Origin of the sequence: Cryobacterium sp. Y57, assembly GCF_002929505.1 — a bacterium.
Classification (GTDB): Bacteria; Actinomycetota; Actinomycetes; order Actinomycetales; family Microbacteriaceae; genus Cryobacterium.
In genome coordinates, this window is the sequence record NZ_PJJL01000072.1 from 303105 (window position 1) to 327451 (window position 24347).

The window sequence follows — 24347 nt, forward strand, 5'->3', positions numbered from 1 at the left end:
GAAATCGGCGGTGTGAGGCCGGCACCCGGCAACGGTACCCACGCAGCGGCTAGCGCGGCACTGTGGCCTCGACGATGGCGATTTCTCGCGTCGCGGTTTCGCGGTTGCGTTCGGCGGCGTGCTCGCGGTCCAGGTCTGGGGCAATGTCCAAGGCGGCGTGCTCGTCCTCGTGCTTGGTCGCAGCCACCGCACGCCCGTCGCCAGCATGCCGCACGCGCACCCGTGGTGACGAGAACGGATGCAGCTGCACCCGCAACCGGCGATAGCGCACCATCCAGAACAATATGACGGCTGCCGCCGACAGGCCGGAGAGCGCTGCGAGGCCGAGCGCCCAACGCGGGCCGAAGGCATCCGCTACCCAACCGACGAGCGGCGCGCCGAGGGGAGTGCCGCCGACGAAGATGGCCATGTAGAGCGCCATCACCCGGCCGCGCATCTCGGGCCTCGTCGTGGTCTGCACGTACGCGTTCGCGGTCGTCATCAGGGTGAGTGAGGATAGACCGACCAGTGTGAGAGATATGGCGAAAGTGGCATATGTTGGCATGATCGCCGACAGTGCGCACGCAATGCCGAACAGAGCGGTGCCGAGCACGATGAGGCGCAGCCGGGCACGGCTCCGTCGGGCAGCGAGCAGAGCGCCGATGACGGCGCCGATGGCCATGATCGAACTGAGCAAGCCAAATTCCGCAGCCCCCCGGCCGAACTCGATTGTGGCCATGGTCGACGTGAAGATGGCGAAGTTCAGGCCGAACGTGCCGATCAGAAAGACTGCGATCATGACGACCACGATGTCGGAACGTCCGCGCACATAGCGGAAGCCAGCCAACAGCTGCCCACGCTCGCGGGAGATCGTCGGTTGGCGACGCAGTTGGTGCGTGCGCAGCAGGGTCATCGCGAAGACGGTCGCTGCGAAGGTAACCGCGTTGATCATGAACACCCAGCCCGCACCGACGGCAACCGTGAGCAGTCCGGCGGCGGCCGGACCGATCAAGCGTGCGCCGTGGAATGAAGCGGAATTGAGTGCGACAGCGTTGGACAGTTGGTCTTCAGCGACGAGTTCGGAGACGAAAGCTTGGCGGGCCGGCGCGTCGATCGCCGCGACGATGCCGAGGCCGAAGGCGAAGAGGTAGACGTGCCAGAGCTCGGCCACCTCGAGCACGGTCAGAATACCCAGGCCGAGGGCCAGCAATCCCATCAGGGTCTGGGTGAGAATGAGCAGCTTGCGCCGGTTGAACCGGTCGGCGATCAGCCCGGACCAGGGCATGAGCAGCAGCATCGGGCCGAGTTGCAAAGCCATAGTGATGCCGACCGCGGTCGCGTTGTAGTTGGTGAGCTCGGTCAGCACGATCCAGTCCTGGGCGGTGCGCTGCATCCAGGTACCGATGTTCGACACCAAAGCTCCGGCGAACCAGATGCGGTAATTGACGACGCTCAGCGAGCGGAACATGGCACTCAACTGTCGGCGAGCTCCTTCATTATCAGGGTCGCCGCGGCGAGAACGCGGTGCTGTTCGGGGCTGAGCCGGGCGACGCGCTGCACCAGCCAGGCATCTCGCCGCTTGCGCGTTTCGGTCATCATCGCGCGCGCGGCATCCGTTGTGGCGAGCACGATCTTGCGGCCATCGAGCGTGGAATCGGTGCGGGTCACGAGGCCGGCATCAACGAGACATTTGACCGTGCGGGTCATCGAGGGCGGGGTGACCCGTTCGAATTCGCTGAGCTCGGTGAGCGTCAGTGGGCCGTGTAAGTAAAGCACGCCGAGTGCCGAAAACTGGCCGCTACCCAACTCGTTTTCGGCCTTCTCCTGCCGCAGGCGGCGAGCTAGGCGCCCATTGGCCAGCCGAAATTCGTGGCTGATCTCCGAGGTGTTATTCGCCGCCTGGTCAGAGCGTGCCGATGGCTGGGCCTTGACGACGCCCAGGGCTGCGGTTTTCGGGTGTATGCGCGATTCCATATATCATTAGCATAGCAAATTAGCCTCGCTAAGTACATTATTGCATTGAGCGTGCGGGGCACAACGGGGCAGACTAGCCTCGTGCCCACATATACGGATGCCGCCGGTTTGGTTATCACCTACTACGTTTGGCCGGTCCCGGCCCCCCGAGCCGTGATCCAGCTCGCCCACGGTGTCGGCGAACACGCCCAGCGGTACGCGGCGCTCGCCGCCGACCTCAATCGGGCTGGTTACACGGTCTACGCTGACGATCACCTCGGTCACGGCCAGACCGGACTTGCCCAGCACAGCGGCGATCACACCAGGCTTGGTCGGCTCGGCGCCGGCGGGCTGCGCTCGGCAGTGGCCGGCGTCTACCAGTTGAGTGGAATCATCCGCTCGGAGCAGCCAGCCCTGCCCCTCGTGTTGCTCGGGCACAGCTGGGGATCGTTCATGGTGCAGATGATCGTCAACGAGCACGCGGCCGAGTACGATGCCATCGTGCTCTCCGGAACCGCCTACCGCTGGCCTGGCTACCTCGATGGCGGCGACCTGAACCGCAGGCATAAGGCACTGGGCACTACCGGGGTCGAGTGGCTCAGCCGTGACCCGGCCGTCGCCGCAACCTTCGTGGCCGACCCGCTCACCACGGCGACGCCGCTCGTGAAGCTGTTCGGCATTCGCGAGGCCGCGCGCCTGTTCGGTCGCCCGGCGCGTGGTCTGCCCGGTGGCCTGCCGCTGCTCGTGCTCGTCGGCGGTGACGATACCGTCGGCGGGGAACGCAGTGCGCTCAAGCTGGTGAACTCCTACATTCAGCGTTCCGGGCTGCGGGACGTACGCGTGATCGTGTACCCGGGCGCTCGGCACGAAGTTTTCAACGAGATTAACCGCGACGAAGTCATCGGCGACCTCGTGGACTGGCTCGACGAGCGCTTGACCGCCGTAGGCTGATTGCATGCATGGTGAATATAAGGTTCCGGGCGGCAAACTGGTCGTCGTTGATCTCGATGTCGTCGATGATGTCATAACCAACTTTCGTCTGGCCGGAGACTTCTTTCTTGAGCCCGACGATGCCCTCGAAGACATCAATTCCGCGGTGAGCGGCCTCCCCGTCGGCAGTGCGACGGCCACGATCGCCGCTACGGTGCGCGGTGCGCTCCCCAGCGGTGCCATTCTGCTCGGATTCTCTCCGGAGGCCGTGGCCGTGGCGATTCGCCGTTCGCTGGCCCAGGCGAGCACCTGGCGGGACTACGACTGGCAGATCATCCACTCGCAGGAGCCCGTCGCGCCCGTGCTGCAGATGGCCCTCGACGAGGTGCTCGCGACCGAGGTTGCGGAGGGACGCCGACAGCCCACACTCCGGATCTGGGAGTGGAACGAACCGGCCGTCGTGATCGGCAGTTTTCAGTCGCTCAAGAACGAGGTCGACCCCGAGAATGCCGCCAAGTATGGCTTCACCGTGGTGCGGCGCATCAGTGGCGGCGGCGCCATGTTCATGGAGGCCGGCTCGGTCATCACGTATTCCATCTACGCGCCGACCGACCTCGTGCAGGGCATGAGCTTCGCAGACTCCTACGCTTTTCTCGACGAGTGGGTCATCACCGCTCTCAAATCCCTCGGCATCGACGCGCACTACGAGCCGCTCAACGACATCACGAGTCCCGGGGGCAAGATCGGCGGAGCGGCCCAGAAGCGTCTGGGAAGCGGAGCCGTGCTCCATCACGTCACCATGAGTTATGACATGGACGGTGAAAAAATGGTGCAGGTGCTGCGCATTGGCCGCGAAAAGCTCAGCGATAAGGGCATCACGAGCGCCGCCAAACGCGTCGACCCGCTGCGCAGTCAGACCGGTCTCACCCGCGCTGCGATCATCGACCGTATGAAAGAAACCTTCACCGGCCTGTACGGCGCCAGCGAGGGTGACGTCACCGCCGAGGAATACGCCAAGGCTACCGAGCTCGTCGCGAACAAATTCAGCACAGAGGCCTGGTTGGCCAGGGTTCCGTAAAGCGCGCCGAACGGATGCTCGCGGCGCGCCCGCCAGCATCCGCCTGCCACTACCGCCCGCGCGTCAGCAGGTCTTGGTAGTCAACGTGAGTGTCTATCCAGTGCGCCACGTACGAGCAGTCCGGCACGACGGCGAGATCGGTGCGAACGCGCACGTCGCCCAGCGCCTGCTCGACCAGGATGCTGGCGAGACCGTGTGTGCGTTGTGTCGGATCGACTTCGGTGTGGGTGAAGTGCACGGCCGTTGACGTCGTGGTGTAGTCAGCCCGTCCCACGGCCTCGTCGTCGAGCCACACCGTGTAGCGGCTCTGCCCTGGGTCGTGGCGTACTTCCACAGTCCCGGCATCGGCCAGGTTCTGCGAGTGGATGGTCGTCGATTCAGCAGTCATCCGATCAGACTAAGCCGATGAGCGGCGCGCAGGCTGAAAGAATAGACAAATGCCAAACGCGTGGACACCGACCAGCCCGAGCCGTGTCATCCACGCCAACAACCTCGACGTGTTGCCGGGCCTGCCCGATGGTGCCTTCACCCTGATCTACCTCGACCCGCCGTTCAACACCGGCCGCTCGCAGAAACGGCAGAGCACCACCTCCGTACGGTCGGTCTCCGCCGACGGCTCGCACGCGGTCGGCACGATCACGGGGTTCAAGGGCCAGCGTTACGAGCGCATCAAGGGTGACCTGCTGGGCTACGACGATCAGTTCGAAGATTATTGGGCCTTTCTGGAACCGCGCCTGATCGAGGCCTGGCGCCTGCTCACCGACGACGGCACACTCTATCTGCACCTCGACTACCGCGAAGCGCACTATGCCAAGGTGCTGCTCGACGCCCTGTTCGGCCGGGAATGCTTTCTCAACGAACTCATCTGGGCTTACGACTACGGTGCGAAATCCAAGAACAAGTGGCCCACCAAGCACGACACGATTTTGGTCTACGTGAAGAATCCGGCCCGGTATTACTTCGACTCCACGACCGTCGACCGGGAGCCGTACATGGCGCCGGGCCTGGTCACGCCCGAAAAAGTGGCCAAGGGAAAACTGCCGACGGATGTCTGGTGGCATACGATCGTCTCCCCCACCGGCAAGGAGAAAACCGGCTACCCCACGCAGAAACCGATCGGAATTCTGCGTCGCATTATCCAGGCGTCCAGCCGTGAGGGAGATTGGGTGCTCGACTTCTTTGCCGGCAGCGGCACCACCGGCGCGGTTGCTGCCGCGCTCGACCGACGCTTCGTGCTCATCGACCAGAACCGGGAGGCGTTCAACGTGATGCGGGCCAGGTTTGCGCCGGTTTCCGGCGTTCAATTTCTTGAGACAACCGCCCGGAACCACTGAGATTTCGCAGTCTCACCGAGCCCTGGCAGGGTGCAACGTACGACGACAGCTCTCGCGGCACTCGGTAGAGATGCTGGCACCCCTACCGCAGAGTGCCGCGGTCGCTGGCGGGTGCCGCCATCGCTGGGGAGTGCCGCCAGAAGCGGATGCCGCGAGTAGGCGATATCCGCTCGCCTGCGGCCGCTCAGCCCGCGTGTGCCGCCCGAATATGCGCCGCGAACATGCGCCCGCTGTCTTTCACCGTGCGCTCGAGGGTGTCGTAGTCGACCCGCACGATGCCGAAGCGCTTCTCGTAGCCATAGGACCACTCGAAGTTGTCGAGCAGCGACCAGACGAAGTATCCGCGCACGTCGGCGCCGGCCGCGATGGCCTCACCCACCTTGTTGATGTGCGCCACGATGTACTCCGTGCGCTCGGCGTCGTGCACGACGCCATCGACGCCCACCACATCGTCGTAGGCGGCGCCGTTCTCGGTGACATAGAGCGGCGGGAGCCGGTCGTACTCCGTGCCGAGCCGCACGAGCAGCAAGCGCAGGCCGTCGGGGTTGACCTCCCAGTCCATTGCGGTGCGTGGCAGTCCGCGGCTGGGAAAGCTGATGTACTCCGAGCCGACCCACGGCGACCCGACCGAACGCGCGGCGCCGCCGGCGTGCGAGTCGTTCGCCGAGGCAGCTGCGTGCCCGCTCACGAGGTCGTCGTGATAGTGGTTGACGCCGAGAAAATCGAGCGGAGCGGCGATGATCTCGAGGTCGTCCGAGTGGATGACCTCGGCCAGGCCGAACGGCTCGAGGTCGCGCAGGGTGTCCTCGGGGTAAGCGCCATGCAGCAGAGGGTCGAGAAAGATGCGGTTGGCCAGCGAGTCGAGCCGCCGGGCCGCCTCAATGTCGACCGGGTCGGTGGCATCGCGCGGCACGGCGTTGGTGAGGTTGAGCGTGATCCCGAGGTTCTGGGCGCCCGCTGAGCGCAGCGCGTTGACCGCGAGCCCGTGCGCGAGATGCTGGTGGTGCACGGCAGCGATCGCCGCCCGACCGTTCCGGCGGCCCGGCGCGTGCACGCCCGATCCGTAGCCGAGCAGGGAGGAGCAGAACGGTTCGTTGAAGGTGGTCCAATGGGTGACTCGATCGCCGAGCGCGGAGTAGACATCCGTTGCGTAGTCGACGAAACGGTAGGCGGTGTCGCGGTTGGCCCAGCCACCCTTCTCCTCCAGCGCCTGCGGCAGGTCCCAGTGATACAGGGTTAGCCAGGGCAGAATACCCACGCCGAGCAGTTCGTCGACGAGCCGGGAATAGAAGTCGAGCCCTTCTGGGTTCACGGCGCGGTCGCCCGGACGCACCCGCGCCCAACTGGTGGAGAAACGGTAGGAGTCGAGGCCGAGTGAGGCCATAAGGGTCACGTCGGCGGGCATCCGGTGGTAATGATCCACGGCGGTTTCCAAATCGTCGCCCCCCGCGATGGCGCCCGGAACCTGCGCGAAGGCGTCCCAGATTGAGTCTTCCTTGCCGCCGGCATGGCCGGCGCCCTCGATCTGCGCGGCGGCCGTCGCCGACCCCCAGAGAAATCCGTGCGGCCAGGGGAACGGTGTGGGTGCGGTCTGCGACATGACGTCACGCTACCCTGCCGCGCGGCCTCCGACCAACGTTGTGGGCCTTCCCGGCCAAGCCCGCGTACCTCGGTGCGAACATTCGGTCGAAACGGGCCTGCACTCGGGTGGAACTGGAATTCTTGCCATATATCTCCGCAGTTGTGCACGCGGCGTCCAGAACTCTGATAAGCGGCGCAGCTAAGCTCGAATCATGCTGCAGAACAACGAACCCACGGAGGCCGACCAACGGCGTCTCCGCCGCCGGTTTTTGATCGGCGTCATCATCGTCGGAGTGATCGTCGCCCTCGCGGCGATCGGGCTCTATCTGACTGCCGCCTTCAATGCTTAGGCAGTCCACCATTCCCAAAAAAATCGAAGTGAGTGCACAGTGCAGCTAACCCGGTGGCAGCTACTCGGCCTCACGGCGGCCGTCGGAGCCGTGCTTGCCGTCGGCGCGACGGCGCTCGTCGTGCAGGCCCTTGAGGGTTCCGCGGACTCTGCGCAGACCGCGCCGACAACGGATGCCGCCTCTCCCGTCGCAACAAAACAACCGGCTCGCCCCACCCCCACCGAGTCTGCTGTTGCGGCGCCGGTCGCGGCAACACCGGCTGTAGGCGCCGCCGTAACGGCCCAGCTGGACTACCTTCTCACGCACTGGAAGCTCGAAAACTACAACTCCGCAGAGTGGGGAGTGCTCGGCGAGAATGACTGCGTCAACTTCGCCAGCCAGGCCATGATCGCCCGCGGCTGGACCATGGACGCTGTCTGGTCGAGTCCGAAGAACGGCAACGCGTACGACTCCACAGCGGCCTGGCGCAGCTCAACCGCCTTCATGAAGTACATCGCGGCGACCGGCAAGGCCGTAGCCCTGACCGATCAGCAGCGCGACCAGGTCAAGGTCGGCGATATCGCGCAATTCGACTGGGACAACACCGGCGACCGCGACCACACCGGGATCGTCACCAAGGTCGAGAAGGTCGGCGACACGGTTTCGATCTTCTTTGCCGGGCACACCTTAGATTCCGACTACCGCTCGGTCGACACGGCGATCACCGTGGATCACCCGGGCGGCACTGCGTACTACTGGAGTGTTCCCTAGGCGATCGCGTCGTCGACTATGGCTTTGGCCTCGGCCTGCACCATGGCCAGGTGCTCCGGGCCGAGGAAGGACTCGGCGTAGATCTTATAGACGTCTTCGGTGCCGCTCGGCCGGGCTGCGAACCAGGCGTTCTCGGTCGTCACCTTGACGCCGCCGATGGCAGCGCCGTTGCCCGGGGTGACACTGAACGCGCCGGTGATCTTCTCGCCGGCGAGCTCGGTGGCCGTGATCATCGAGCCGTCGAGCTTGGCCAGGGCGGCCTTCTGGGCGGGCGTGGCCGCGGCATCCACTCGGGCATACGAGGGCGCGCCGAAGTGCTCGGTCAGTTCCGCGTAGCGCTGGCTTGGGGTCTTGCCGGTCACCGCGAGAATCTCAGAGGCGAGCAGGGCTAGCAGAATGCCGTCCTTATCGGTGGTCCAGACGGTGCCGTCGAAGCGCACGAAACTCGCTCCGGCGCTCTCTTCGCCGCCGAAGGCGACGGAACCGTCGATGAGGCCGGGGACGAACCATTTGAAACCAACGGGCACCTCCCACAGGTCGCGGCCGAGAAAGCCGGTCACCCGGTCGATCATCGTCGACGAGACGAGGGTCTTACCGACCGCGGCGTCGGGCTTCCAGCCTTCGCGGTGGCTGTACAGGTAGTCGATGGCGACGGCCAGAAAGTGGTTCGGGTTCATCAGGCCACCGTCGGGCGTCACGATGCCGTGCCGGTCGGCGTCAGCGTCGTTGCCGGTGAGAATGTCGTACTCATCCTTGTGGGCGACAACGGATGCCATCACCGACGCACTCGAGGGATCCATCCGGATCTTCTCGTCCCAATCCAGGGTCATGAAGCGCCAGGTCGGGTCGACTTTCGGGTTGACCACGACCAAGTCGATCTCATAGCGGTCACGGATGGCGCCCCAATAGCCCACGCTCGCGCCGCCGAGCGGGTCGGCCCCGATACGGATTCCGCTGGTGCGGATGGCCTGCATGTCGATGATGTTCTCGAGGTCGTTCACGTAGTTGCCGCGAAAGTCGTAGGTTTCCAGGGCGCTGGGTTCGCTCATCAGTACGCCATCAAGACCATGAGCGATGAGGTCGTTGGCCCGGTTAGCGATCCACGAGGTGGCATCGCTGTCGGCCGGACCGCCGTGCGGCGGGTTGTACTTGAAGCCGCCGTCCATTGGTGGGTTATGGCTCGGGGTGACGACGATGCCGTCGGCCAGGTCGCCGTGCTCGGCGCGGTTGTAGGCCAAAATAGCGTGCGACAGGGAGGGAGTGGGCACGTAGTCGTCGAACTCGTCCACGAGCACGCGCACGCCGTTGGCGACGAGCACTTCGAGGGCGGTCGTGTAGGCCGGGCCGCTCAGGGCGTGCGGGTCGGTGCCGATGAAGAGCGGGCCGGTGATGCCCTGGCCGGCGCGATATTCCACGATCGCCTGCGTCGTGGCACTGATGTGATCCTCGTTGAACGCGGTGTTCAGTGAGCTGCCACGGTGCCCGGACGTGCCGAAGGCCACCCGTTGGGCCGGCACCGTGACATCCGGTTTCAGATCGTAATAGGCCTTGACCAGCCCATCAACGTCGATCAGATCAGATTCCAGGGCGCGGGTTCCTGCTCGTTGGCTCATGAGCACAGTCTGGCACCCCCGGTAGGCTGTCAGCCATGCCCGACTCGCCGAATCCGCTCCAAGCCCAGACTTACAGCTATCTGGGCCCGGCCGGCACCTTTACCGAAGCGGCCCTCGCCCAGGTACCGGGCGCTCGCGGCCAGATCTGGCGTCCGGTCAACAACGTCGGTGAGGCCTTTGCCGATGTCGTGAGTGGTCGCAGCCTGGCGGCAATGATCGCCATCGAGAACTCGGTCGACGGCGGAGTCACGGCCACGCAGGATGCCCTTGCGAGCGTGCCGAACCTGCGTATAATCGGCGAATACCTGGTGCCCGTGAACTTCGTGCTGGTCGCCCGCCCCGGCACAACGTTGAACGACGTGCGCGTCATCAATGCGCATCCGGTCGCCTACGGGCAATGCCGCAATTGGCTCGAACGCACCCTGCCGAGCCATGAGCACATCCCTGCGTCGAGCAACGTCGCCGCCGCGTCGTCCCTCCTGGACAACACGCAAGCGGATGCCGCGATCGCCCCGCCCGGCATCGACAAGCACCACGACGTCGTTGTCCTGGCGTCAGAAATCGGTGACAACCCCAACGCGGTGACCCGGTTCGTGCTTGTCGCCCGCACCGCCGAGCTCACCGCGCCGACCGGAGCCGACAAGACCAGCCTCATCATCGAGCTGCCGAGCGACCGCTCCGGCGCGTTGCTCGACATGCTCGAGCAGTTCGCCACCCGCGGCGTGAACCTCAGTCTCATCCAGTCCCGGCCGATCGGGGATTCCCTCGGCCGGTACCGCTTCGTGGTCGATGCCGACGGCCATATTCTTGATGAGCGCGTCGCTGATGCACTGCTCGGACTGCGCCGTTTCAGCCCCAAGGTGATCTTTCTTGGGTCCTATCCGCGGGCAGACCAGCGCAAGATCGAGTTCACCTCCCGCTACGACGACGGCATCTTCATCGAGGCCCGCGACTGGTTGCGCGGGCTGATCGCGGGGGAGCCCGCCCAATGACCGAGCCGCGCTTTGACCCGGAGCACGATGCCCGCTATCAGCGCGGCTATAAGCCCGGCGACTCGGCGGATTCCACGAGCGCGGCGATGACCGAGCTGTTCGCGCCCACCCCTTCCAACCAGCCGGAAGCATCCGTCGAAACAGACGGGCGCAACTCGGGCGAGAACCCTGTGCCTGCAGACGGTGCAGCTGACGACGACGAGCCCCTCGACCATTTCGAGCCGCGTAATCCGTTCATCATTGCCCTGTGGATTATTGGGCCAGCCCTCCTTATCGGTGGGCTGATCCTGCAGGTGCGCACGATCACGACCACCTATTTCAGCTCCGGCTTCTCGGGATCCTCGAACGCGGAGGTGCCGATCGAGATGGTGATGCAGCAGTTGATCTACAGCCTCATATCCCCGATGATCTCCACCGGTCTGCTCACCGTTGTGGGCCTGCTGTTCGTCCACGCCCTGCGGTGGCGTTTTCGATCGCCGCGCCCCTAGTCAGGTCAGCTATCTGACTCAGGCCGGCACGCGCACGATGAGCGCGCCGGCATCGGCGTGCAGGCGCACCTTCTGCACCAGACCGAACTCATCGCCGTCGAGTTCGAAATCCTGCGCGTGCTCGAGCGCGATACGAATGTCGGGCCCGCGCAGGGTCGTCATCACCCGCTCATTTGACGACTCCGTCGCCGCAATCATGCGTCGCCCCACCGCTGAGCGGCGCAGCACCCCGTTCTCCCAGGTCACCCGCCGCCAGATGGTCAGCCAGCCGAGCATGCCCTTGGGCTGCAGCACGGCAATGTCCAAAATGCCGTCGTCGAGGCGCGCATCGGGCAGAAACTGCAGGTTGCCCGGCAGTAGCCCGCAGTTGGCAACGAGAATGGCGCTCACCTGCGCCGGCCGGTCTGTGCGCCCAGCAACGCTGTAGCGGATGCGAAAGGGCCGCGCTTTCGGCAGTGCCCGCGCTACCCCGTCGACGTAGGCGAGCCAGCCCATCTGCTTCTTGAGGTCGTCGCGTGTGTGGGCGATCATCTGCGCGTCGAGCCCGAGCCCGGCCATGACCAGAAAAATGTGCTCTTCCACGGCGCCGTCATCGGTGGTCACGATAGCGACGCCGAGGTCGATGGGCTTGTCGACACCGCTGAACGCGATCGACGTGGCGGCGTCGATGCTGCCGAGCGGGAGCAGCAGATTGCGGGCGAGCAAATTGCCGGTACCCGATGGCACGATGGCCATGCGCACGCCGGACTCTCGCAGTGCCTCGGCGACGGCCCGTACCGTGCCGTCACCGCCGGCCGAGAGCACCATAGCGGCGCCGGTATCGAGGGCTCGTTTGGTCGCTGCCTGGCCGACATCGTCGACAGTTGTTTCAAACCATTGCGTCGGACCCCATCCGGCGGACTGCTCCGCTTCGGCCACGCTCGCCCGCAATTTGGCGAGGTCGACCTTGACGGGGTTGTAGACGACGGCAGCATGCTGGGCGAGGTTTTCGGAGGCGCTCACGAGGCCTAGGCTACTGGGTTGGCCTCGCGATTGCCCAACGGTCGTCGCTTGTAGACTGGCCGGGTGATTGATCCGGTGCTGTTACGCGAAAACCCTGACCTCTTCAAGCGTTCGCAGGAGGCCCGTGGCGACTCCGTTGAAGCGGTCGATGCCGCGCTTGCTGCCGACGCGGAACGGCGGTCGACGATCACGGCGTTCGAAGACCTGCGCGCCGCGCAAAACCTGTTCGGCAAGCGGGTCGCTGCGGCGCCTGGCGCTGAGAAAAAGGCCCTCGTTTCCGAAGCGCAAAGCCTTGCCGCCGAGGTGAAGGCTGCTGGAGTCATCGCCGGCGAGGCCGACGCCCGCTTCACCGCGGTCGTCAAGACCATCGCAAACCCGATCATCGACGGCGTACCGGTGGGCGCCGAAGAAAACTTCGCGACCCTGCGCACCCACGGTGAGGCCCCGATTTTCGACTTCGAGCCGCGCGACCACCTTGAGCTCGGCGAACTGCTCGGGGCCATCGACATGGCCCGTGGCGCCAAGGTCTCCGGAACCCGTTTCTACTTCTTGAAGGGCATCGGCGCCCGGCTCGAGATCGCCCTCATGAACATGGCGCTCGACCGAGCGCTGGAAGCCGGCTTCGTGCCGCTCATCACCCCTACCCTGGTGCGACCCGAGATCATGGACGGCACCGGCTTTCTCGGCGAACACAATGACGAGGTCTACTACCTGCCGGCCGACGACCTCTACCTCACCGGCACGAGCGAGGTCGCGCTCGCCGGGTACCACAAAGACGAGATCCTCGACCTCTCCGAAGAGCCCTTACGGTACGCCGGCTGGTCCACCTGCTACCGCCGTGAGGCCGGCTCGGGCGGAAAAGACACCCGTGGCATCATTCGCGTGCACCAGTTCAACAAGCTCGAAATGTTCACCTACGTACTGCCCGAGAACGCCGAGGCCGAGCATGATCGCCTCGTCGCCCTGCAGGAGGGCATGCTGCAGTCGCTCGGCCTCAGCTACCGGGTTATCGACGTCGCTGCCGGTGACCTCGGCTCGAGCGCCGCTCGCAAGTTCGACATCGAGGCTTGGGTGCCCACCCAGAATGCATACCGTGAGCTCACCAGCACGAGCAACTGCACCACCTACCAGGCGCGCCGGTTGGACATCCGCTATCGAACCGAATCGGGCAAGACCACGCCGGTCGCCACCCTGAACGGTACGCTGGCGACCACTCGCTGGCTCGTGGCCATGCTCGAAACGCACCAGCAAGCGGATGGTTCGGTGCTCGTTCCGGTCGCGCTGCAGCCCTACCTCGGTGGCCTCGAGGTACTCACGCCGCTGCCCGTGAAGGGAACGAAGTGACCGTGGTATCCATGGCCGAGCGGTGGCTCGTCGCCCTCGACATCGACGGGACCACGATGCACGAAGACGGCTCGATCAGCCAGGCCGTGATCGACGAGGTCGCCCGGCTCACCGCCGCTGGACACGAGGTCATGCTGGCCACCGGGCGTTCCGCCGCAGCAGCCCTGCCGGTGCTCGATCGACTCGGCATCTCACCGCGCTATGTGGTCTGTTCCAACGGCGCCATCACCATGCACCGCGACGCCGCAGCGCCCATGGGCTACCGCCGTGAATGGGTTGAAACCTTCGACCCCAGCGACGTGCTCATATCGATTCGCGCGCACCTCGGGTCGGCGCGGTTCGCCGTCGAAGACGAGCACGGCTTCTACCGCTATACCGAGCCGATTCCCGATGCCACTATCGGTATGGACAGCGAACGGGTCGATTTCGACGAGCTTCTGAAGCACCAGGCAACCCGCGTGGTCGTCATTTCCCCCGACCACGACATGGAGGATTTTCTCCAGGTGGTCGAGCGCATGGGACTGAACCGGGTCAGCTACGCCATCGGGTGGACTGCCTGGCTCGATATCGCCCCCGACGGTGTCAATAAGTCCACGGCGATGGAGCGAGTGCGGGTGTCTATTGGTGTCCCCCGGGACCGGGTGATGGCCGTCGGAGATGGTCGTAACGACATCGACATGCTGCAATGGGCCGGTGAATTCGGTCGCGGTGTAGCCATGGGGGAGTCACCCGATGACGTTCTTGCCGCCGGATCAGAGGTCACCGGCAACGTGGCCATCGATGGCCTCGCCACGGTGTTGCGCACGCTCTGACGGGTATCCAGCCGTTTTTCAGCCGGCTCTGTCAGCCTGAGCAGTCTGCCATCGGCTAGAATCGGGCCAGTTCGCCCAATTGTTTCTGCGTTGCATTTTGCGTGGGGACACGGGCAACCGGGAGGGCTGTCCGAGCGGCCGATGGAGCCAGTCTTGAAAACTGGTGGGCAGAAATGTCTCGTGGGTTCGAATCCCACGCCCTCCGCAGCACCTGTGAAATGCACAACCACCGGCGTACAGCGACTGTCGCTTCAGGCCGGTCCGGCCAGCAGCCCGATGAGAGGACATGAGTGAGCGACCAACTTCGCCCCCGCACGAACGGTTCACAGAACCTCAAAACCGTTGCGCGTCATGGCCGCCTGAAGAAGTCGAATGCTGCCGTCACGGTCGCGAAGTTTCTTGCCGGCAGCCTGGCCGTCGTCCTGGTCAGCGGTTTCTCGGTCGGCGCGATCGCAACCTATGACGTCGCAGCGAGCGTGCAGCCGAGCGTGCACCTTGCCAATGAGACCAACGGTCCGGTCCCATCGATCGGAGCCATCGACGGCGGCGTGAACATGCTCATCGTTGGCAGTGACAGCCGAGTCGGGCAGGATGCAGCCTTCGGTCCGAAAGACTCCACCGGCGACCTCAACGACGTCACGATGCTGCTGCACATTTCCGAAGATCACAGCAACGCGTCGGTCATCAGCTTTCCCCGTGACATGTTCGTCTCCATCCCCTCCTGCCCCGACCCCGAGGGCGGCTCGTTCAGGGCCATGAGCAGCCAGAAGATCAACACCACGCTCACCTACGGCGGGCTCGCCTGCACGGTGCTGACCGTTGAAAAGCTCACCGGCCTCTCCATCCCGTTCGCCGCCGAGGTGCAGTTCAGCGGAGTCATGTCCATGTCCTCCGCCGTCGGTGGCGTGCCGGTCTGCGTGGCCAGCCGGATCGAAGACGAATATACGGGAACGTTCCTCGACGCCGGCGAGCACGTGCTCGCCGGCTACGACGCACTCCAGTTTCTGCGCACCCGTCACGGCGTCGGCGACGGCGGCGACTTGACCCGCATCAACAACCAGCAGTTGTTCATGTCCTCGCTGGTGCGCACGATTAAGAGCGCTGACACACTCTCGGACCCGGCCAAGGTGTACGCCTTGGCCAAGGCAGTGACAGGCAACATGCGGCTTTCCGACAGTCTCAACAGCGTGACGACCCTCGCGTCGATCGCCGTGGCACTGAAAGACATCGACCTCGACCAGGTCGTCTTCGCGCAGGTGCCGACCGGCAGCACGACCGGAGGGGTCAAGGCCGTTCAGCCGGCCTTCGACAACCTCTTCGAGGCCGTTGCTGCCGATCAACCCCTCGCGCTGAGCGGAACCACCGGCCGCGGCACCGTCGCCGACCCCAATGCTCCCGTCGAAGCTGCTCCCGTCGAAGCTGCTCCCGTCGAAGCTGCTCCCGTCCCGGCTGCGACCACAGACCCCACCGCGACCGAAGTTCCAGCCGCGACCGATGCGCCGGTGGCCACGGAAGCCCCCGGAGTCGTCCTATCGGAGTCGGTGACCGGCCAGACCGCCGACGAATACACCTGCACCAAGGGACGTACGCTCGAGAATCAGTAGCCGGGCGCGGGCATCCGTTTTTCTGACCACGGTTGTCATGGTGAGAGTGGATACCCGTGGTACGGCTAAGATGATGGAGTGTGTTTGCGCAAGCAGATGCCAAGGAGACGTCGCATAGTTCGGCTTAGTGCACCACCCTGCTAAGGTGGAGTACCCTTTACGGGGTACCGTGGGTTCAAATCCCACCGTCTCCGCAGCGCTTTGAACCCCTGAATCCCATATAAACCCTGGGAGTCAGGGGTTTTCCTTTGCCCGAAAATTCTGTTTGGCAACATTTCAAAAAATAGCGGCCTGATTCAAACGGTCTACAACGGCGTCCAGGTCGTCATCGAAGAGGTCCGCGTAGGTGTCGAGGGTCATCGCTGCGGAGGCATGACCGAGCATCCGTTGCACCGCTTTGGCGTTTGCGCCGACGCTCACAGCGAGACTTGCGGCCGTGTGGCGAAGGTCGTGAATTGTCGGCCGTGGCAGGCCTGCAGCCGTAAGTGCCGTCAGAAACCAACTCCGCGTGCCAGGCTTACCTGGGTGCATTTGAGGTGGTTTCCGAATCGGTCGGCGAAGACGAGTGTCGTTGCCGGCACCAGGCGTGGGATGAAGTTCCCGCCCCGGTCCCTGGGGATGTCTAAATCCAGCTCGCCGACCTCAGCGTCGACCAGCTTGGGCGTGGAGCCATTGCGGGAGTTCGGATAGAACCGTACTTCCGGGTCGCCCTTCTCAAGCCGAGGTGCTCGGTCAGCTCCACCTGCAAGCCGCGCTCGAGGGCCGCCTTGATGAGGCCGGGCACGAACCCGCCCTCACCCGTGAGTTGCAGCTCACCCGCATCGATCTTCGAGAACAGCGAATCCAAGGCGCCGCCATCACGGAGCTCATCGATCGCTTTCGCCGCCGCCAACTGCGCCCGGGACCGCGGTGCCTTGCGCAACATGTTTCGATTCGTCATGACCATCAGTGTCACTCCTTCGAGTAGATCCGCAACCCCTTACACAAAGCATCTGACACCCTCTTCCGCTGGGCAGCGAACTGGTAGAACCACCCCGAAGCTCTCGCCCGCATCGACGCCGTCTGGCGAGAATGGGAACACCTCAGACTCGACGGCGCCACCGGATCAAGCACCTGGTGGATCGAACACGCCGACCACCACATGCCAATCCTCCTCAGCACAGAAGGACCCTTCGCAAAATCAGAAGACACAAACCGGCCCGGCGAACCCCTGCCCAACACGCCACCACCAGAAGGACTCTTCCCCGACATGCGAGAAAACTGAGCTACGTACGCAGGGAAGGGGCCGCACGAATTGTGCGGCCCCTTCCCCTTGCGCCTTCAGCGGCCCACTGCCGGAGCGATACCTCCGACGACGACAGCGTAGAAAATGCGAAACTCACCGGCGATCAGCGTGGATCCATAACCAGCGTAAACAAGTCTTCTGCACCAAGGGATGTGGTTCCTTAACGCCTTAGCTCTGGAATCGACGGCACGTATCAAATGTGATGCCGGCTTCAACGAAAAAGTTGAATCGACCCAGGCGGGCGTGTGTCGGTGGCCGTGACAAACTAAGCGTTTCTAGCCATAGTCGGCATCTTCGTGCCGGCCCGGCGGCGCGGCACCCGCGCCGCGGCGCAGACACCGCAGGAGGTGGGGAGTGTTTCGGGAGACGTGCGGCGATGCGATATCCGCCGAGGCTTCGGGAGAAAGCGAGAGGTCTAGATGACACCATAGGATGGGACGCACCAGGCTCGACTTGGCAATATTTGACGGGATGAACGCACATGGATACCTTCACTGACGCTACCGGTACCGCCGACGAGTCCACCGAGTTCGTTATCCTCCACCTCACCGACACTCACCTCATAAAAGATGCAGGTCTGCACTACGGGAGTGTTGACACCGTCGCAGCTCTGGCGCGCGTGCTGCGACGGGCCGGCTCACTCGGGCATGTTGACGTGATCGCGTGCTCCGGGGACCTCTCCGACGATGGCTCGGCCGAGTCCTACGCTTTGTTGCAGAGCCAGCTCGAGCCGTGGGCGGGCGAGCGCGGTGCCGCCATTGTCTACGCGATGGGAAATCATGATCGCCCCGAGGGGTTCGGGCAGGTTCTCGGCGACGGCCATGATGCGTTTGCAGACCGGGAGGCGTCCAACGGACTGTATGGGGTGTCCAACGTCAGCGGCCTTCGCGTCATCACACTCAACAGCACCGTCGCTGGCAAGGGCTACGGAGCGCTCGATTCCGCTCAGCTACTCTGGCTGCGCGGTGTACTGGCTGAGCCGTCAGCAAACGGCTCCATGGTCGTACTCCACCACCCGCCGGTCGCGGCCGAAACAGAACTGCTTGGCGCTCTGCAGCTGCACGATCCCGAGGCACTGCGGGATGCCCTCACCGGCGGTGACGTGCGGCTGATCCTGGCCGGGCACTACCACTACCCGATGGTGGATCAGTTCGCCGGTATTCCGGTTGTCATTTCCGCCGCAGTGTGCAACCTCGCTGACATCTTCGCCGAGGCCGGCACCGAGAGCGCCTTTACCGGCAGCGGAGCGAGCATCATCCGACTGCCCAGAAACGGCGGGACCCCCCGTATACTTCCCTTCTCTGCCATGGACGCGAGCGATGCGGGAGACGGCCGCCGGGTCTTTCACTTCAATTCAGAGACTGTCGCGCGCATCATCGCCGCTGCCGGCTGAAGCAAGCCAAGCACCGCACGGCCAGAGCCTGACCCTTCATCTCACTCTGCGTAGCGCAACACAAACTTGGCGGTGTCCCCGCGCATCCGTCGTTGCACGAAGAAGGCGGCCCGCCCGTCGGCGACAGCGGTGACGCCGTCCCGCACCAGCAACGCGCTGCCGGCGGCCACTTCCAACCGGGCGGCTTCGTCGAAGTCCGCGGCGGTCGCCGAGAAGGCACGCCAGCGGTAGTGCAAGTCCAAACCGAGGCCCGCCGTGAGAGCCAGCACCACGAGGCCGTGCTCGGGCATGTGGTCGACGGCGACGGCGAATTCAGCGGGCAGCCAATAGCTATTGAGAATCCAGGGGCGCTCGTCGCGGATCATGACCGTGTCCAGACGGTAGATATCGCCGGCATCGGTATCGAGGTGTTCGGCGGCAACGGCGGCGGCAACCCCGCTCGCGAGGCCGAATGACTCAACCTGTTCAATCACGGTGCGCAACGGCTCACCGGACACGGCCGATGGCGCACGTGCGATCAAGGCGTCGAGAGTGCTGTCGCTCTGTTGAGCTCGCACCGGGAGAGTGGAAACGACCTCGATGAGGTCAGGTGGTTGGGCAACGAACGTGCCGATACCCCGCCGAATTTCTACGGCACCGACGCGCTGCAATTCGGCGATCGCTTGGCGCACGGTGAGCCGGTTGACCGAAAACTCTTCGCTCAGCGCGGTCTCGGTCGGCATCTGTTCGCCTGCACGCAGCACCCCCGTGCGGATTCGTTCCCAGATTTCGGAGGCAATTCGACGATATAGAGGCTGGTTGCCAAGGAGAGAGGGCATCAAAATCCTTTCGTTCACTTCGAGGCTACCCGCCATTCGCATAGGAGGTCTACATGTATAGATGTCCTGGACATTCCGGGGTGTTCCGCCACACGCGTGCATTTGAAAGGTATCCCATGCGCCGCTTCCCCTCGATCACCGCCATCGCGCTCACCGGCCTGATCGTCACCGGGTGCTCGACCACCGCCGGGGACCTCGACGCGGCACCGGCCGCCGTCGAGTCCAATTCCGACGCGACCATCGACGTTCAGTTCACAATCGAACCCACCAATCTCGACATCACATCCACCTCGGGGGCGGCCCTGCAGCAGCTGCTCATCAGCAACGTCTACGAGGGCCTCATCTCCAAGAACGCCAACGGCGAGTACATTCCGGCTCTGGCCACGGACTGGACAGTCTCGGACGACGCTCTCACCTACACCTTCGAACTGGCGGATGCAGCGTTCCACGACGGTTCCCCGGTCGTCGTTGGCGACATCGTGGCGTCTCTCGACGCGGCCCGCGGGGCCGAGTCGGTAAATCCCGACGCGAAGCGCATGATGCTGGTCGAGACCGTCAGCGCCGTCGACGATGACACCGTCGAGATCACCCTCAGCGACCGGGACACTTACTTTCTCGATACCCTGGCCGTCACCTCCGCCGGCATGATCGTGCCCGCGGACGACGACACCGACCGGGCCAATACCAGCAACGGAACAGGCCCGTACACGGTCGCGCAGTGGAACAAGGGCTCCACGATCACACTGGAACGCAACGACGAGTACCGCGGCGACGCGCCCATGAACAAAACCGTCGTCTTCCACTACATCGCCGAGGCGACCACAGCGATGAACGCGCTGTCCACGGGCGAGATTGACGTGCTCACGGCGGCATCCGCTGAGACGCTGGCCTTCTTCGAGGGCGACGACGCGGTCGATATCACCGCGGGCGACTCCACCAGCTGGATGACCCTCGGCATGAACAACGCCAACCCCGTGCTCGCCAACGCCGACGTGCGCCGCGCCATCAACATGGGCATTGACAAGGCCGGCTTGATCACGGTCATCGGCGGCAACGCCGTCGAGGTCGGCTCGATGGCCGTGCCCAGCGACCCCTGGTATTCCGACCTCACCGACATCAACGCCTACGACCCAGAGGGCGCCCGCGAGCTGCTCACCGATATCGACCCGAGCGAGCTGGCCTTCACCTTGACCGTCGCCAACACCTACGACATCAAGATCTCGGAGTACATCGCCGCCCAGCTTGGCGAAATCGGCATCAACGTCACGATCGACACCGTCGAGTTCGCGACCTGGCTCGAGCGCGCGTACAAGCAGAAGGAGTACGACCTGACCATGGTGCTGCACGTGGACCCCACCACCCTCACCTACTACGGCAACCCCGCTTACTACTGGAACTACGACAACGCCCAGGCCCAGCAGCTGGCCTCCGCCGCCAAGTCCGCCGCCAGCACGCAGGATCGCGACGAGAAGATGGCTGAATTGGCCGAACTCATCGCCGAGGATGCGGCCAGCGGATGGCTCTACTCCCCCCAGACGATGGTCGTCGCGTCGACCGACGTTTCCGGCTACCCCGTCGACCGCATCGCCAACCGGTTCCCGGTCAGCGGAATGACTGCAGTCAACTAGCCGTGGCCGCCCCGCTCACCGCGGTAGCGACGACCAACGCTGCGCCCGCCGGACTTCCGCGAGCGCAGCGCCTGGCAGGCGCCGTCGGCCAACAGGTCGGCGTGCTCGTCACCTCGTTGCTCATCGCGAGCCTGCTCATCTTTCTCGCGCTCCACTACCTGCCCGGTGACGCGGCCGCGATCCTCGCCGGGGCCGACGCCACCGCCGCCCAGGTCGCCCTGCTTGAGCAACGCCTCGGGCTCGACCGGCCCGTGGCGGTGCAGTACCTCGACTGGGTCTTCGGTGCGGTGCGCGGTGACCTCGGCACGTCGATGCTCGACGGTCGCTCCGTCGCCGGGCAGATCGGCGAAAAACTGCAGGTGACCGTGCCGCTCTGCGTTGCGGCACTCGTTATCAGCGTGCTCATCGCCGTGCCCCTCGGCATGATCGCCGGCGCCCGGCACCGCACCTGGTACGGTCAAGCAATCGGCGCCCTCACCCAATTCGGTGTGGCACTGCCGGTATTCGCCGTGGGCCTGGCGCTCGTATCGGTCGTGGCCGTGCAGTGGCGCGTACTGCCGGTTCAGGGTTTTCCGACCGATCGCTGGGCCGACCCGGTCGACGCCCTCCGCTCCCTGATCTTGCCCACGATCACACTCGCGATCCCGCTCACTGCCGGCCTGGTGCGTTTCGTGCGGTCGGCGACGATCGACATCGTCGGGGAAGAGTGGGTACGCACCGCCCGAGCTCAAGGCTGGTCGAATACCGCCGTACTCATACGGCAGGGATTACGCAACGCCGCCTTGCCCCTCGTCGCGATTGTTGGACTCGAGCTTGCAGGCCTGCTCATGGGCTCGGTTCTCATCGAGCAGGTGTTCTCCCTACCCGGCATCGGGCAGATGCTGCTTAAAGACGTCGGCAACCGCGACCTCGTCTCGGTGCAGGGCACCCTGCTCACCCTCACGAGCGTCATCATGATCGTCACGATCGCGCTGAACATCATCTACACCCTGATCGACCCTCGACTGCGAGGCTCGAAATGATCGCCCTATTGCGTAACCCAAGCGGCCTGATCGGCGCGGTGCTCGTGACCGTCGTAGCGACGGCTGCACTCCTCTCCCTCGTGTGGACACCATCTGATCCCCTCGCAGTCGATCCGACCGCCAGCTGGCTCGCCCCCTCGGCGGCACACCTGCTCGGAACAGACGCTCTCGGTCGCGATTCCTTCAGCGCCCTCCTCGTGGGCGCGCAGGTCACCCTCGGTTCAGCCCTGCTGGCAACTACCGTCGCCGCGATCCTCGGGCTGCCACTTGCCGCATTTATCGAACTCACCCCCTCAGTAGTCTCGTCATTCCTGCAGCGTTTTATAGACATCATGATCGCCTTCCCCACATTGATACTCGCTGTGATTCTGGTCACGAGCTTCGGATCATCGACCTGGACGGCGGCCATCGCGGTCGGGCTTGGCGCATCCGTTGTCGTGGCGCGCACGGTCGCGCCGGAGTTGCGGCGAGCACACGCAAGCGACTATTCCCTGCTCGCCCTGGCCGCCGGGGCCTCGTCGGGGCGCATCATGCTCCACCACGTCATACCCAACGCCGGGTCCACCATCATCGTGCGCCTCACGCAGGTGCTCGCTGGCGCGGCTCTGGCCGAAGCCGGGCTCAGCTACCTGGGCTTCGGCACCCCGGCGCCCACCCCGTCGTGGGGCCGCACCCTCGCCGAGATGCAACCCCAAATCATGACTCGGCCCGAGGTGCTGCTAGCGCCAGCCCTCTGCATCGTGATCGTTGTGCTCGGGTTCAATCTGCTCGGCGACGGACTACGCGACACCCTTGATCCCCGAACCAGAAGGAGCAACCGATGAACGTTCTCGAAATTCGTGACCTAACCGTGCGCATCGGCGGGCGCACCGTCGTCGATTCAGTCAACCTTGACGTGGGTCGGGGCGAACGCGTCGGCCTACTCGGCGAGTCAGGGTCCGGCAAGTCGCTCACCTGCATGGCCACGCTCGGGCTTCTCCCCCACACCGCGCGGGCTACCGGCAGCATTCGGCTGGTTGGTGAGCAAATTCTGGGCGCCACCGACCGACGGATGCGGGCCTTGCGCGGGGGCCAGCTCGGCTGCGTGTTCCAGGAACCGCAGAGCGCCCTCGACCCCCTCGCCCGGATCGGTGACCAGCTCACCAGCCCGCTTCGCGCTCGGGCGCGGATATCGCGGCACCAACGCCATGAACTCGCCGTCGACCTCGCGGCACGGGTGGGCCTGCCCGACCCGCAACACATTGTGCGCCGATTCCCACACGAACTCTCCGGAGGCCAGCGACAGCGCGTCGTTGTGGCGATGGCGACCGCCGCCGCCCCGGCGCTCGTGCTCGCCGACGAGCCGACCACCGCCCTCGACGTGACGGTTCAAGCCCACATCCTCGAGCTGCTCGGTGGGCGAGTTACCGAGACCGGCGCCGCACTGCTGCTCGTCACGCACGACATTGCGGTGGCAGCGACCACCTGCGATCGACTCGTCGTGCTGCGCGGCGGCATTGTGGTCGAACAGGGCCTGACCGGTGACGTCCTGCGCCGCCCGGCGCACTCGTACACGCGCGAGCTCGTCGACGCCGCCTATGCCACCAGTTACACCCGACCCCTCGTTTTGGAGACTGCATGAACACCCTGTTTGCCGTCGAAGCCGTGCGCAAGCGCTACCGCGGAGCCGACCGTGATGCTCTCGGGCCTGTGTCGCTCAGAGTCGAGGCCGGTAGACACCTCGCGATCATCGGCGAATCAGGATGCGGCAAGACAACGCTGAGCCGCATCATGCTCGGACTGTTGCCGGCGTCCTCCGGTTCGGTGCACTACCGCGGCGCTCCCGTGCACGGTCTGCGCGGCTCTGCAGCCCGAGACCTGCGACGCCGAGTGCAGCTCGTGCTGCAGGATCCGTTCGCGTCGCTCAGCCCGCGCATGCGCGTGGGCGATATCGTCGCCGAACCACTCCGCATCCTGAACCGCGGAACACCGGTGCAAGCCCGGGTCGCCGAACTGCTCGCCGCCGTCGAACTAGACCCAGCCTTCGCCCGCCGTTTTCCGCACGAACTCTCCGGCGGTCAGCGCCAGCGTGTGGCGATCGCCCGGGCACTCGGGCCGCGCCCCGAAGTGCTCGTGGCCGACGAACCGGTAAGCGCGCTCGACGTATCGGTGCAGGCACAGGTGCTGTGGCTGCTGCGACGCCTCGCCGAACACGAAGGCCTCACCCTCGTGCTCGTGTCGCACGACCTCGGTATCGTGCAGAACCTCTGCCACACATCCGCTGTCATGCACCGCGGCGTGATCGTCGAATCCGGCGCCACGGCCGCCCTGCTCGCCTCCCCGCAACATCCGTACACCCGCGAACTGCTCGCGAGCGTTCCCACTCTCCCGCAGCGCCCCCAGTGATTGTCG

At 64.8% G+C, this 24347-nt stretch carries 23 protein-coding genes, 2 tRNA genes and 3 pseudogenes; 19 read left to right on the forward strand and 9 right to left on the reverse strand.

Annotated features, from left to right (window positions below; genetic code table 11):
* Positions 1-49: 49 nt before the first annotated feature.
* Together CXY72_RS17045 and CXY72_RS17050 are read right to left on the reverse strand one after the other, a co-directional pair.
* Complete coding sequence (locus CXY72_RS17045) at positions 50-1456, reverse strand: MFS transporter (RefSeq protein ID WP_233197916.1); 1407 nt, start codon at positions 1454-1456, stop codon at positions 50-52.
* The gene (locus tag CXY72_RS17050) at positions 1453-1953 is read right to left on the reverse strand and encodes a MarR family winged helix-turn-helix transcriptional regulator (protein ID WP_104128845.1); all 501 of its coding nucleotides are present in this window, start codon (positions 1951-1953) and stop codon (positions 1453-1455) included. Before CXY72_RS17050 ends, CXY72_RS17045 begins: the two co-directional genes overlap by 4 nt.
* 81 nt (positions 1954-2034) lie before the next feature.
* Between CXY72_RS17050 and CXY72_RS17055 the strand changes: the two genes are divergently transcribed.
* Both CXY72_RS17055 and CXY72_RS17060 read left to right on the forward strand, forming a co-directional pair.
* Positions 2035-2883, forward strand: a complete 849-nt coding sequence (locus CXY72_RS17055) for an alpha/beta fold hydrolase (protein WP_104128846.1) — start codon at positions 2035-2037, stop codon at positions 2881-2883.
* A gap of 4 nt (positions 2884-2887) precedes the next feature.
* Positions 2888-3940, forward strand: a complete 1053-nt coding sequence (locus tag CXY72_RS17060) for a biotin/lipoate A/B protein ligase family protein (protein ID WP_104128847.1) — start codon at positions 2888-2890, stop codon at positions 3938-3940.
* A 49-nt stretch (positions 3941-3989) separates the two neighbouring features.
* On the opposite strand, the gene CXY72_RS17065 is transcribed toward CXY72_RS17060, so the two are convergent.
* Entirely contained in the window at positions 3990-4328 is a 339-nt protein-coding gene (locus CXY72_RS17065) for a GNAT family N-acetyltransferase (protein WP_104128848.1), read from the reverse strand.
* 49 nt (positions 4329-4377) lie between these two features.
* Here CXY72_RS17065 and CXY72_RS17070 point away from each other — a divergent pair, with 49 nt between their 5' ends.
* Entirely contained in the window at positions 4378-5274 is an 897-nt protein-coding gene (locus CXY72_RS17070) for a site-specific DNA-methyltransferase (protein ID WP_104128849.1), read from the forward strand.
* Between the two features lie 184 nt (positions 5275-5458).
* Here CXY72_RS17070 and CXY72_RS17075 read toward each other — a convergent pair whose 3' ends face one another.
* Complete coding sequence (locus CXY72_RS17075) at positions 5459-6874, reverse strand: GH1 family beta-glucosidase (protein ID WP_104128850.1); 1416 nt, start codon at positions 6872-6874, stop codon at positions 5459-5461.
* A 193-nt stretch (positions 6875-7067) separates the two neighbouring features.
* On the opposite strand from CXY72_RS17075, the gene CXY72_RS19670 reads away from it, so the two are divergent.
* A complete protein-coding gene (locus tag CXY72_RS19670) occupies positions 7068-7205 on the forward strand; it encodes a hypothetical protein (protein ID WP_158252616.1) in 138 nt (45 codons plus the stop codon).
* Between the two features lie 39 nt (positions 7206-7244).
* A complete protein-coding gene (locus CXY72_RS17080; RefSeq protein WP_104128851.1) occupies positions 7245-7955 on the forward strand; it encodes an amidase domain-containing protein in 711 nt (236 codons plus the stop codon).
* Here CXY72_RS17080 and pgm read toward each other — a convergent pair.
* On the reverse strand, positions 7952-9568 hold the full coding sequence (gene pgm, locus CXY72_RS17085) for a phosphoglucomutase (alpha-D-glucose-1,6-bisphosphate-dependent) (protein WP_104128852.1): 1617 nt from the start codon (positions 9566-9568) through the stop codon (positions 7952-7954). The genes CXY72_RS17080 and pgm overlap by 4 nt on opposite strands.
* A 35-nt stretch (positions 9569-9603) precedes the next feature.
* On the opposite strand from pgm, the gene pheA reads away from it, so the two are divergent.
* Complete coding sequence (pheA, locus tag CXY72_RS17090) at positions 9604-10560, forward strand: prephenate dehydratase (RefSeq protein ID WP_104128853.1); 957 nt, start codon at positions 9604-9606, stop codon at positions 10558-10560.
* Positions 10557-11048: a hypothetical protein gene (locus CXY72_RS17095; protein ID WP_104128854.1), complete on the forward strand. Its 492-nt coding sequence runs from the start codon at positions 10557-10559 to the stop codon at positions 11046-11048. Before pheA ends, CXY72_RS17095 begins: the two co-directional genes overlap by 4 nt.
* An 18-nt stretch (positions 11049-11066) precedes the next feature.
* On the opposite strand, the gene CXY72_RS17100 is transcribed toward CXY72_RS17095, so the two are convergent.
* Positions 11067-12050: a diacylglycerol kinase family protein gene (locus CXY72_RS17100; RefSeq protein ID WP_104128855.1), complete on the reverse strand. Its 984-nt coding sequence runs from the start codon at positions 12048-12050 to the stop codon at positions 11067-11069.
* A gap of 63 nt (positions 12051-12113) precedes the next feature.
* Between CXY72_RS17100 and serS the strand changes: the two genes are divergently transcribed.
* The 5 genes from serS (at position 12114) to CXY72_RS17125 (ending at position 16004) form a co-directional block, all read left to right on the forward strand.
* Positions 12114-13394: a serine--tRNA ligase gene (serS, locus tag CXY72_RS17105; protein WP_104128856.1), complete on the forward strand. Its 1281-nt coding sequence runs from the start codon at positions 12114-12116 to the stop codon at positions 13392-13394.
* Positions 13391-14206: an HAD family hydrolase gene (locus CXY72_RS17110; RefSeq protein ID WP_233197917.1), complete on the forward strand. Its 816-nt coding sequence runs from the start codon at positions 13391-13393 to the stop codon at positions 14204-14206. The genes serS and CXY72_RS17110 overlap by 4 nt, the downstream gene beginning before the upstream one ends.
* 120 nt (positions 14207-14326) lie before the next feature.
* Positions 14327-14411: transfer RNA gene (locus tag CXY72_RS17115), tRNA-Ser, on the forward strand.
* A gap of 85 nt (positions 14412-14496) precedes the next feature.
* The gene (locus CXY72_RS17120) at positions 14497-15810 is read left to right on the forward strand and encodes an LCP family protein (RefSeq protein ID WP_104128857.1); all 1314 of its coding nucleotides are present in this window, start codon (positions 14497-14499) and stop codon (positions 15808-15810) included.
* Positions 15811-15913: 103 nt separating this feature from the next.
* Positions 15914-16004: transfer RNA gene (locus tag CXY72_RS17125), tRNA-Ser, on the forward strand.
* A gap of 82 nt (positions 16005-16086) precedes the next feature.
* Here CXY72_RS17125 and CXY72_RS17130 read toward each other — a convergent pair.
* Positions 16087-16287: pseudogene (locus CXY72_RS17130) on the reverse strand (tyrosine-type recombinase/integrase); the annotation flags it as partial.
* Positions 16288-16385: 98 nt separating this feature from the next.
* A pseudogene (locus CXY72_RS17135) lies at positions 16386-16735 on the reverse strand (transposase); the annotation flags it as partial.
* 114 nt (positions 16736-16849) lie between these two features.
* On the opposite strand from CXY72_RS17135, the pseudogene CXY72_RS17145 reads away from it, so the two are divergent.
* Both CXY72_RS17145 and CXY72_RS17150 read left to right on the forward strand, forming a co-directional pair.
* Positions 16850-17074: pseudogene (locus CXY72_RS17145) on the forward strand (DUF4913 domain-containing protein); the annotation flags it as partial.
* A 502-nt stretch (positions 17075-17576) separates the two neighbouring features.
* Entirely contained in the window at positions 17577-18488 is a 912-nt protein-coding gene (locus CXY72_RS17150; RefSeq protein ID WP_104128861.1) for a metallophosphoesterase, read from the forward strand.
* Between the two features lie 41 nt (positions 18489-18529).
* Here the strand turns inward: CXY72_RS17150 and CXY72_RS19350 are convergent, their stop codons facing one another.
* Positions 18530-19306 (reverse strand): GntR family transcriptional regulator, encoded by a 777-nt coding sequence (locus CXY72_RS19350; protein ID WP_158252618.1) that lies wholly within the window; start codon positions 19304-19306, stop codon positions 18530-18532.
* 116 nt (positions 19307-19422) lie between these two features.
* On the opposite strand from CXY72_RS19350, the gene CXY72_RS19865 reads away from it, so the two are divergent.
* From CXY72_RS19865 to CXY72_RS17185, 5 genes are read left to right on the forward strand one after another with little or no spacing between them, the layout of a single operon-like run.
* Positions 19423-20934, forward strand: coding sequence for an ABC transporter substrate-binding protein (locus CXY72_RS19865; RefSeq protein ID WP_199184076.1), 1512 nt, complete (start codon positions 19423-19425; stop codon positions 20932-20934).
* A gap of 2 nt (positions 20935-20936) precedes the next feature.
* A complete protein-coding gene (locus CXY72_RS17170) occupies positions 20937-21956 on the forward strand; it encodes an ABC transporter permease (RefSeq protein ID WP_199184077.1) in 1020 nt (339 codons plus the stop codon).
* On the forward strand, positions 21953-22780 hold the full coding sequence (locus CXY72_RS17175) for an ABC transporter permease (protein WP_104128864.1): 828 nt from the start codon (positions 21953-21955) through the stop codon (positions 22778-22780). Before CXY72_RS17170 ends, CXY72_RS17175 begins: the two co-directional genes overlap by 4 nt.
* On the forward strand, positions 22777-23577 hold the full coding sequence (locus tag CXY72_RS17180; RefSeq protein ID WP_104128865.1) for an ABC transporter ATP-binding protein: 801 nt from the start codon (positions 22777-22779) through the stop codon (positions 23575-23577). The genes CXY72_RS17175 and CXY72_RS17180 overlap by 4 nt, the downstream gene beginning before the upstream one ends.
* Entirely contained in the window at positions 23574-24341 is a 768-nt protein-coding gene (locus CXY72_RS17185; protein ID WP_104128866.1) for an ABC transporter ATP-binding protein, read from the forward strand. Before CXY72_RS17180 ends, CXY72_RS17185 begins: the two co-directional genes overlap by 4 nt.
* Positions 24342-24347: the final 6 nt, after the last annotated feature.

Coding starts and splice junctions, on each gene's coding strand:
- CXY72_RS17050 (WP_104128845.1), bottom strand. CDS start 1,953: ATGGAATCGCGCATACACCCGAAAACCGCAGCCCTGGGCGTCGTCAAG.
- CXY72_RS17060 (WP_104128847.1), top strand. CDS start 2,888: ATGCATGGTGAATATAAGGTTCCGGGCGGCAAACTGGTCGTCGTTGAT.
- CXY72_RS17065 (WP_104128848.1), bottom strand. CDS start 4,328: ATGACTGCTGAATCGACGACCATCCACTCGCAGAACCTGGCCGATGCC.
- CXY72_RS17070 (WP_104128849.1), top strand. CDS start 4,378: ATGCCAAACGCGTGGACACCGACCAGCCCGAGCCGTGTCATCCACGCC.
- CXY72_RS17075 (WP_104128850.1), bottom strand. CDS start 6,874: ATGTCGCAGACCGCACCCACACCGTTCCCCTGGCCGCACGGATTTCTC.
- CXY72_RS19670 (WP_158252616.1), top strand. CDS start 7,068: ATGCTGCAGAACAACGAACCCACGGAGGCCGACCAACGGCGTCTCCGC.
- pgm (WP_104128852.1), bottom strand. CDS start 9,568: ATGAGCCAACGAGCAGGAACCCGCGCCCTGGAATCTGATCTGATCGAC.
- pheA (WP_104128853.1), top strand. CDS start 9,604: ATGCCCGACTCGCCGAATCCGCTCCAAGCCCAGACTTACAGCTATCTG.
- CXY72_RS17095 (WP_104128854.1), top strand. CDS start 10,557: ATGACCGAGCCGCGCTTTGACCCGGAGCACGATGCCCGCTATCAGCGC.
- CXY72_RS17150 (WP_104128861.1), top strand. CDS start 17,577: ATGGATACCTTCACTGACGCTACCGGTACCGCCGACGAGTCCACCGAG.
- CXY72_RS19350 (WP_158252618.1), bottom strand. CDS start 19,306: ATGCCCTCTCTCCTTGGCAACCAGCCTCTATATCGTCGAATTGCCTCC.
- CXY72_RS19865 (WP_199184076.1), top strand. CDS start 19,423: ATGCGCCGCTTCCCCTCGATCACCGCCATCGCGCTCACCGGCCTGATC.
- CXY72_RS17175 (WP_104128864.1), top strand. CDS start 21,953: ATGATCGCCCTATTGCGTAACCCAAGCGGCCTGATCGGCGCGGTGCTC.
- CXY72_RS17180 (WP_104128865.1), top strand. CDS start 22,777: ATGAACGTTCTCGAAATTCGTGACCTAACCGTGCGCATCGGCGGGCGC.
- CXY72_RS17185 (WP_104128866.1), top strand. CDS start 23,574: ATGAACACCCTGTTTGCCGTCGAAGCCGTGCGCAAGCGCTACCGCGGA.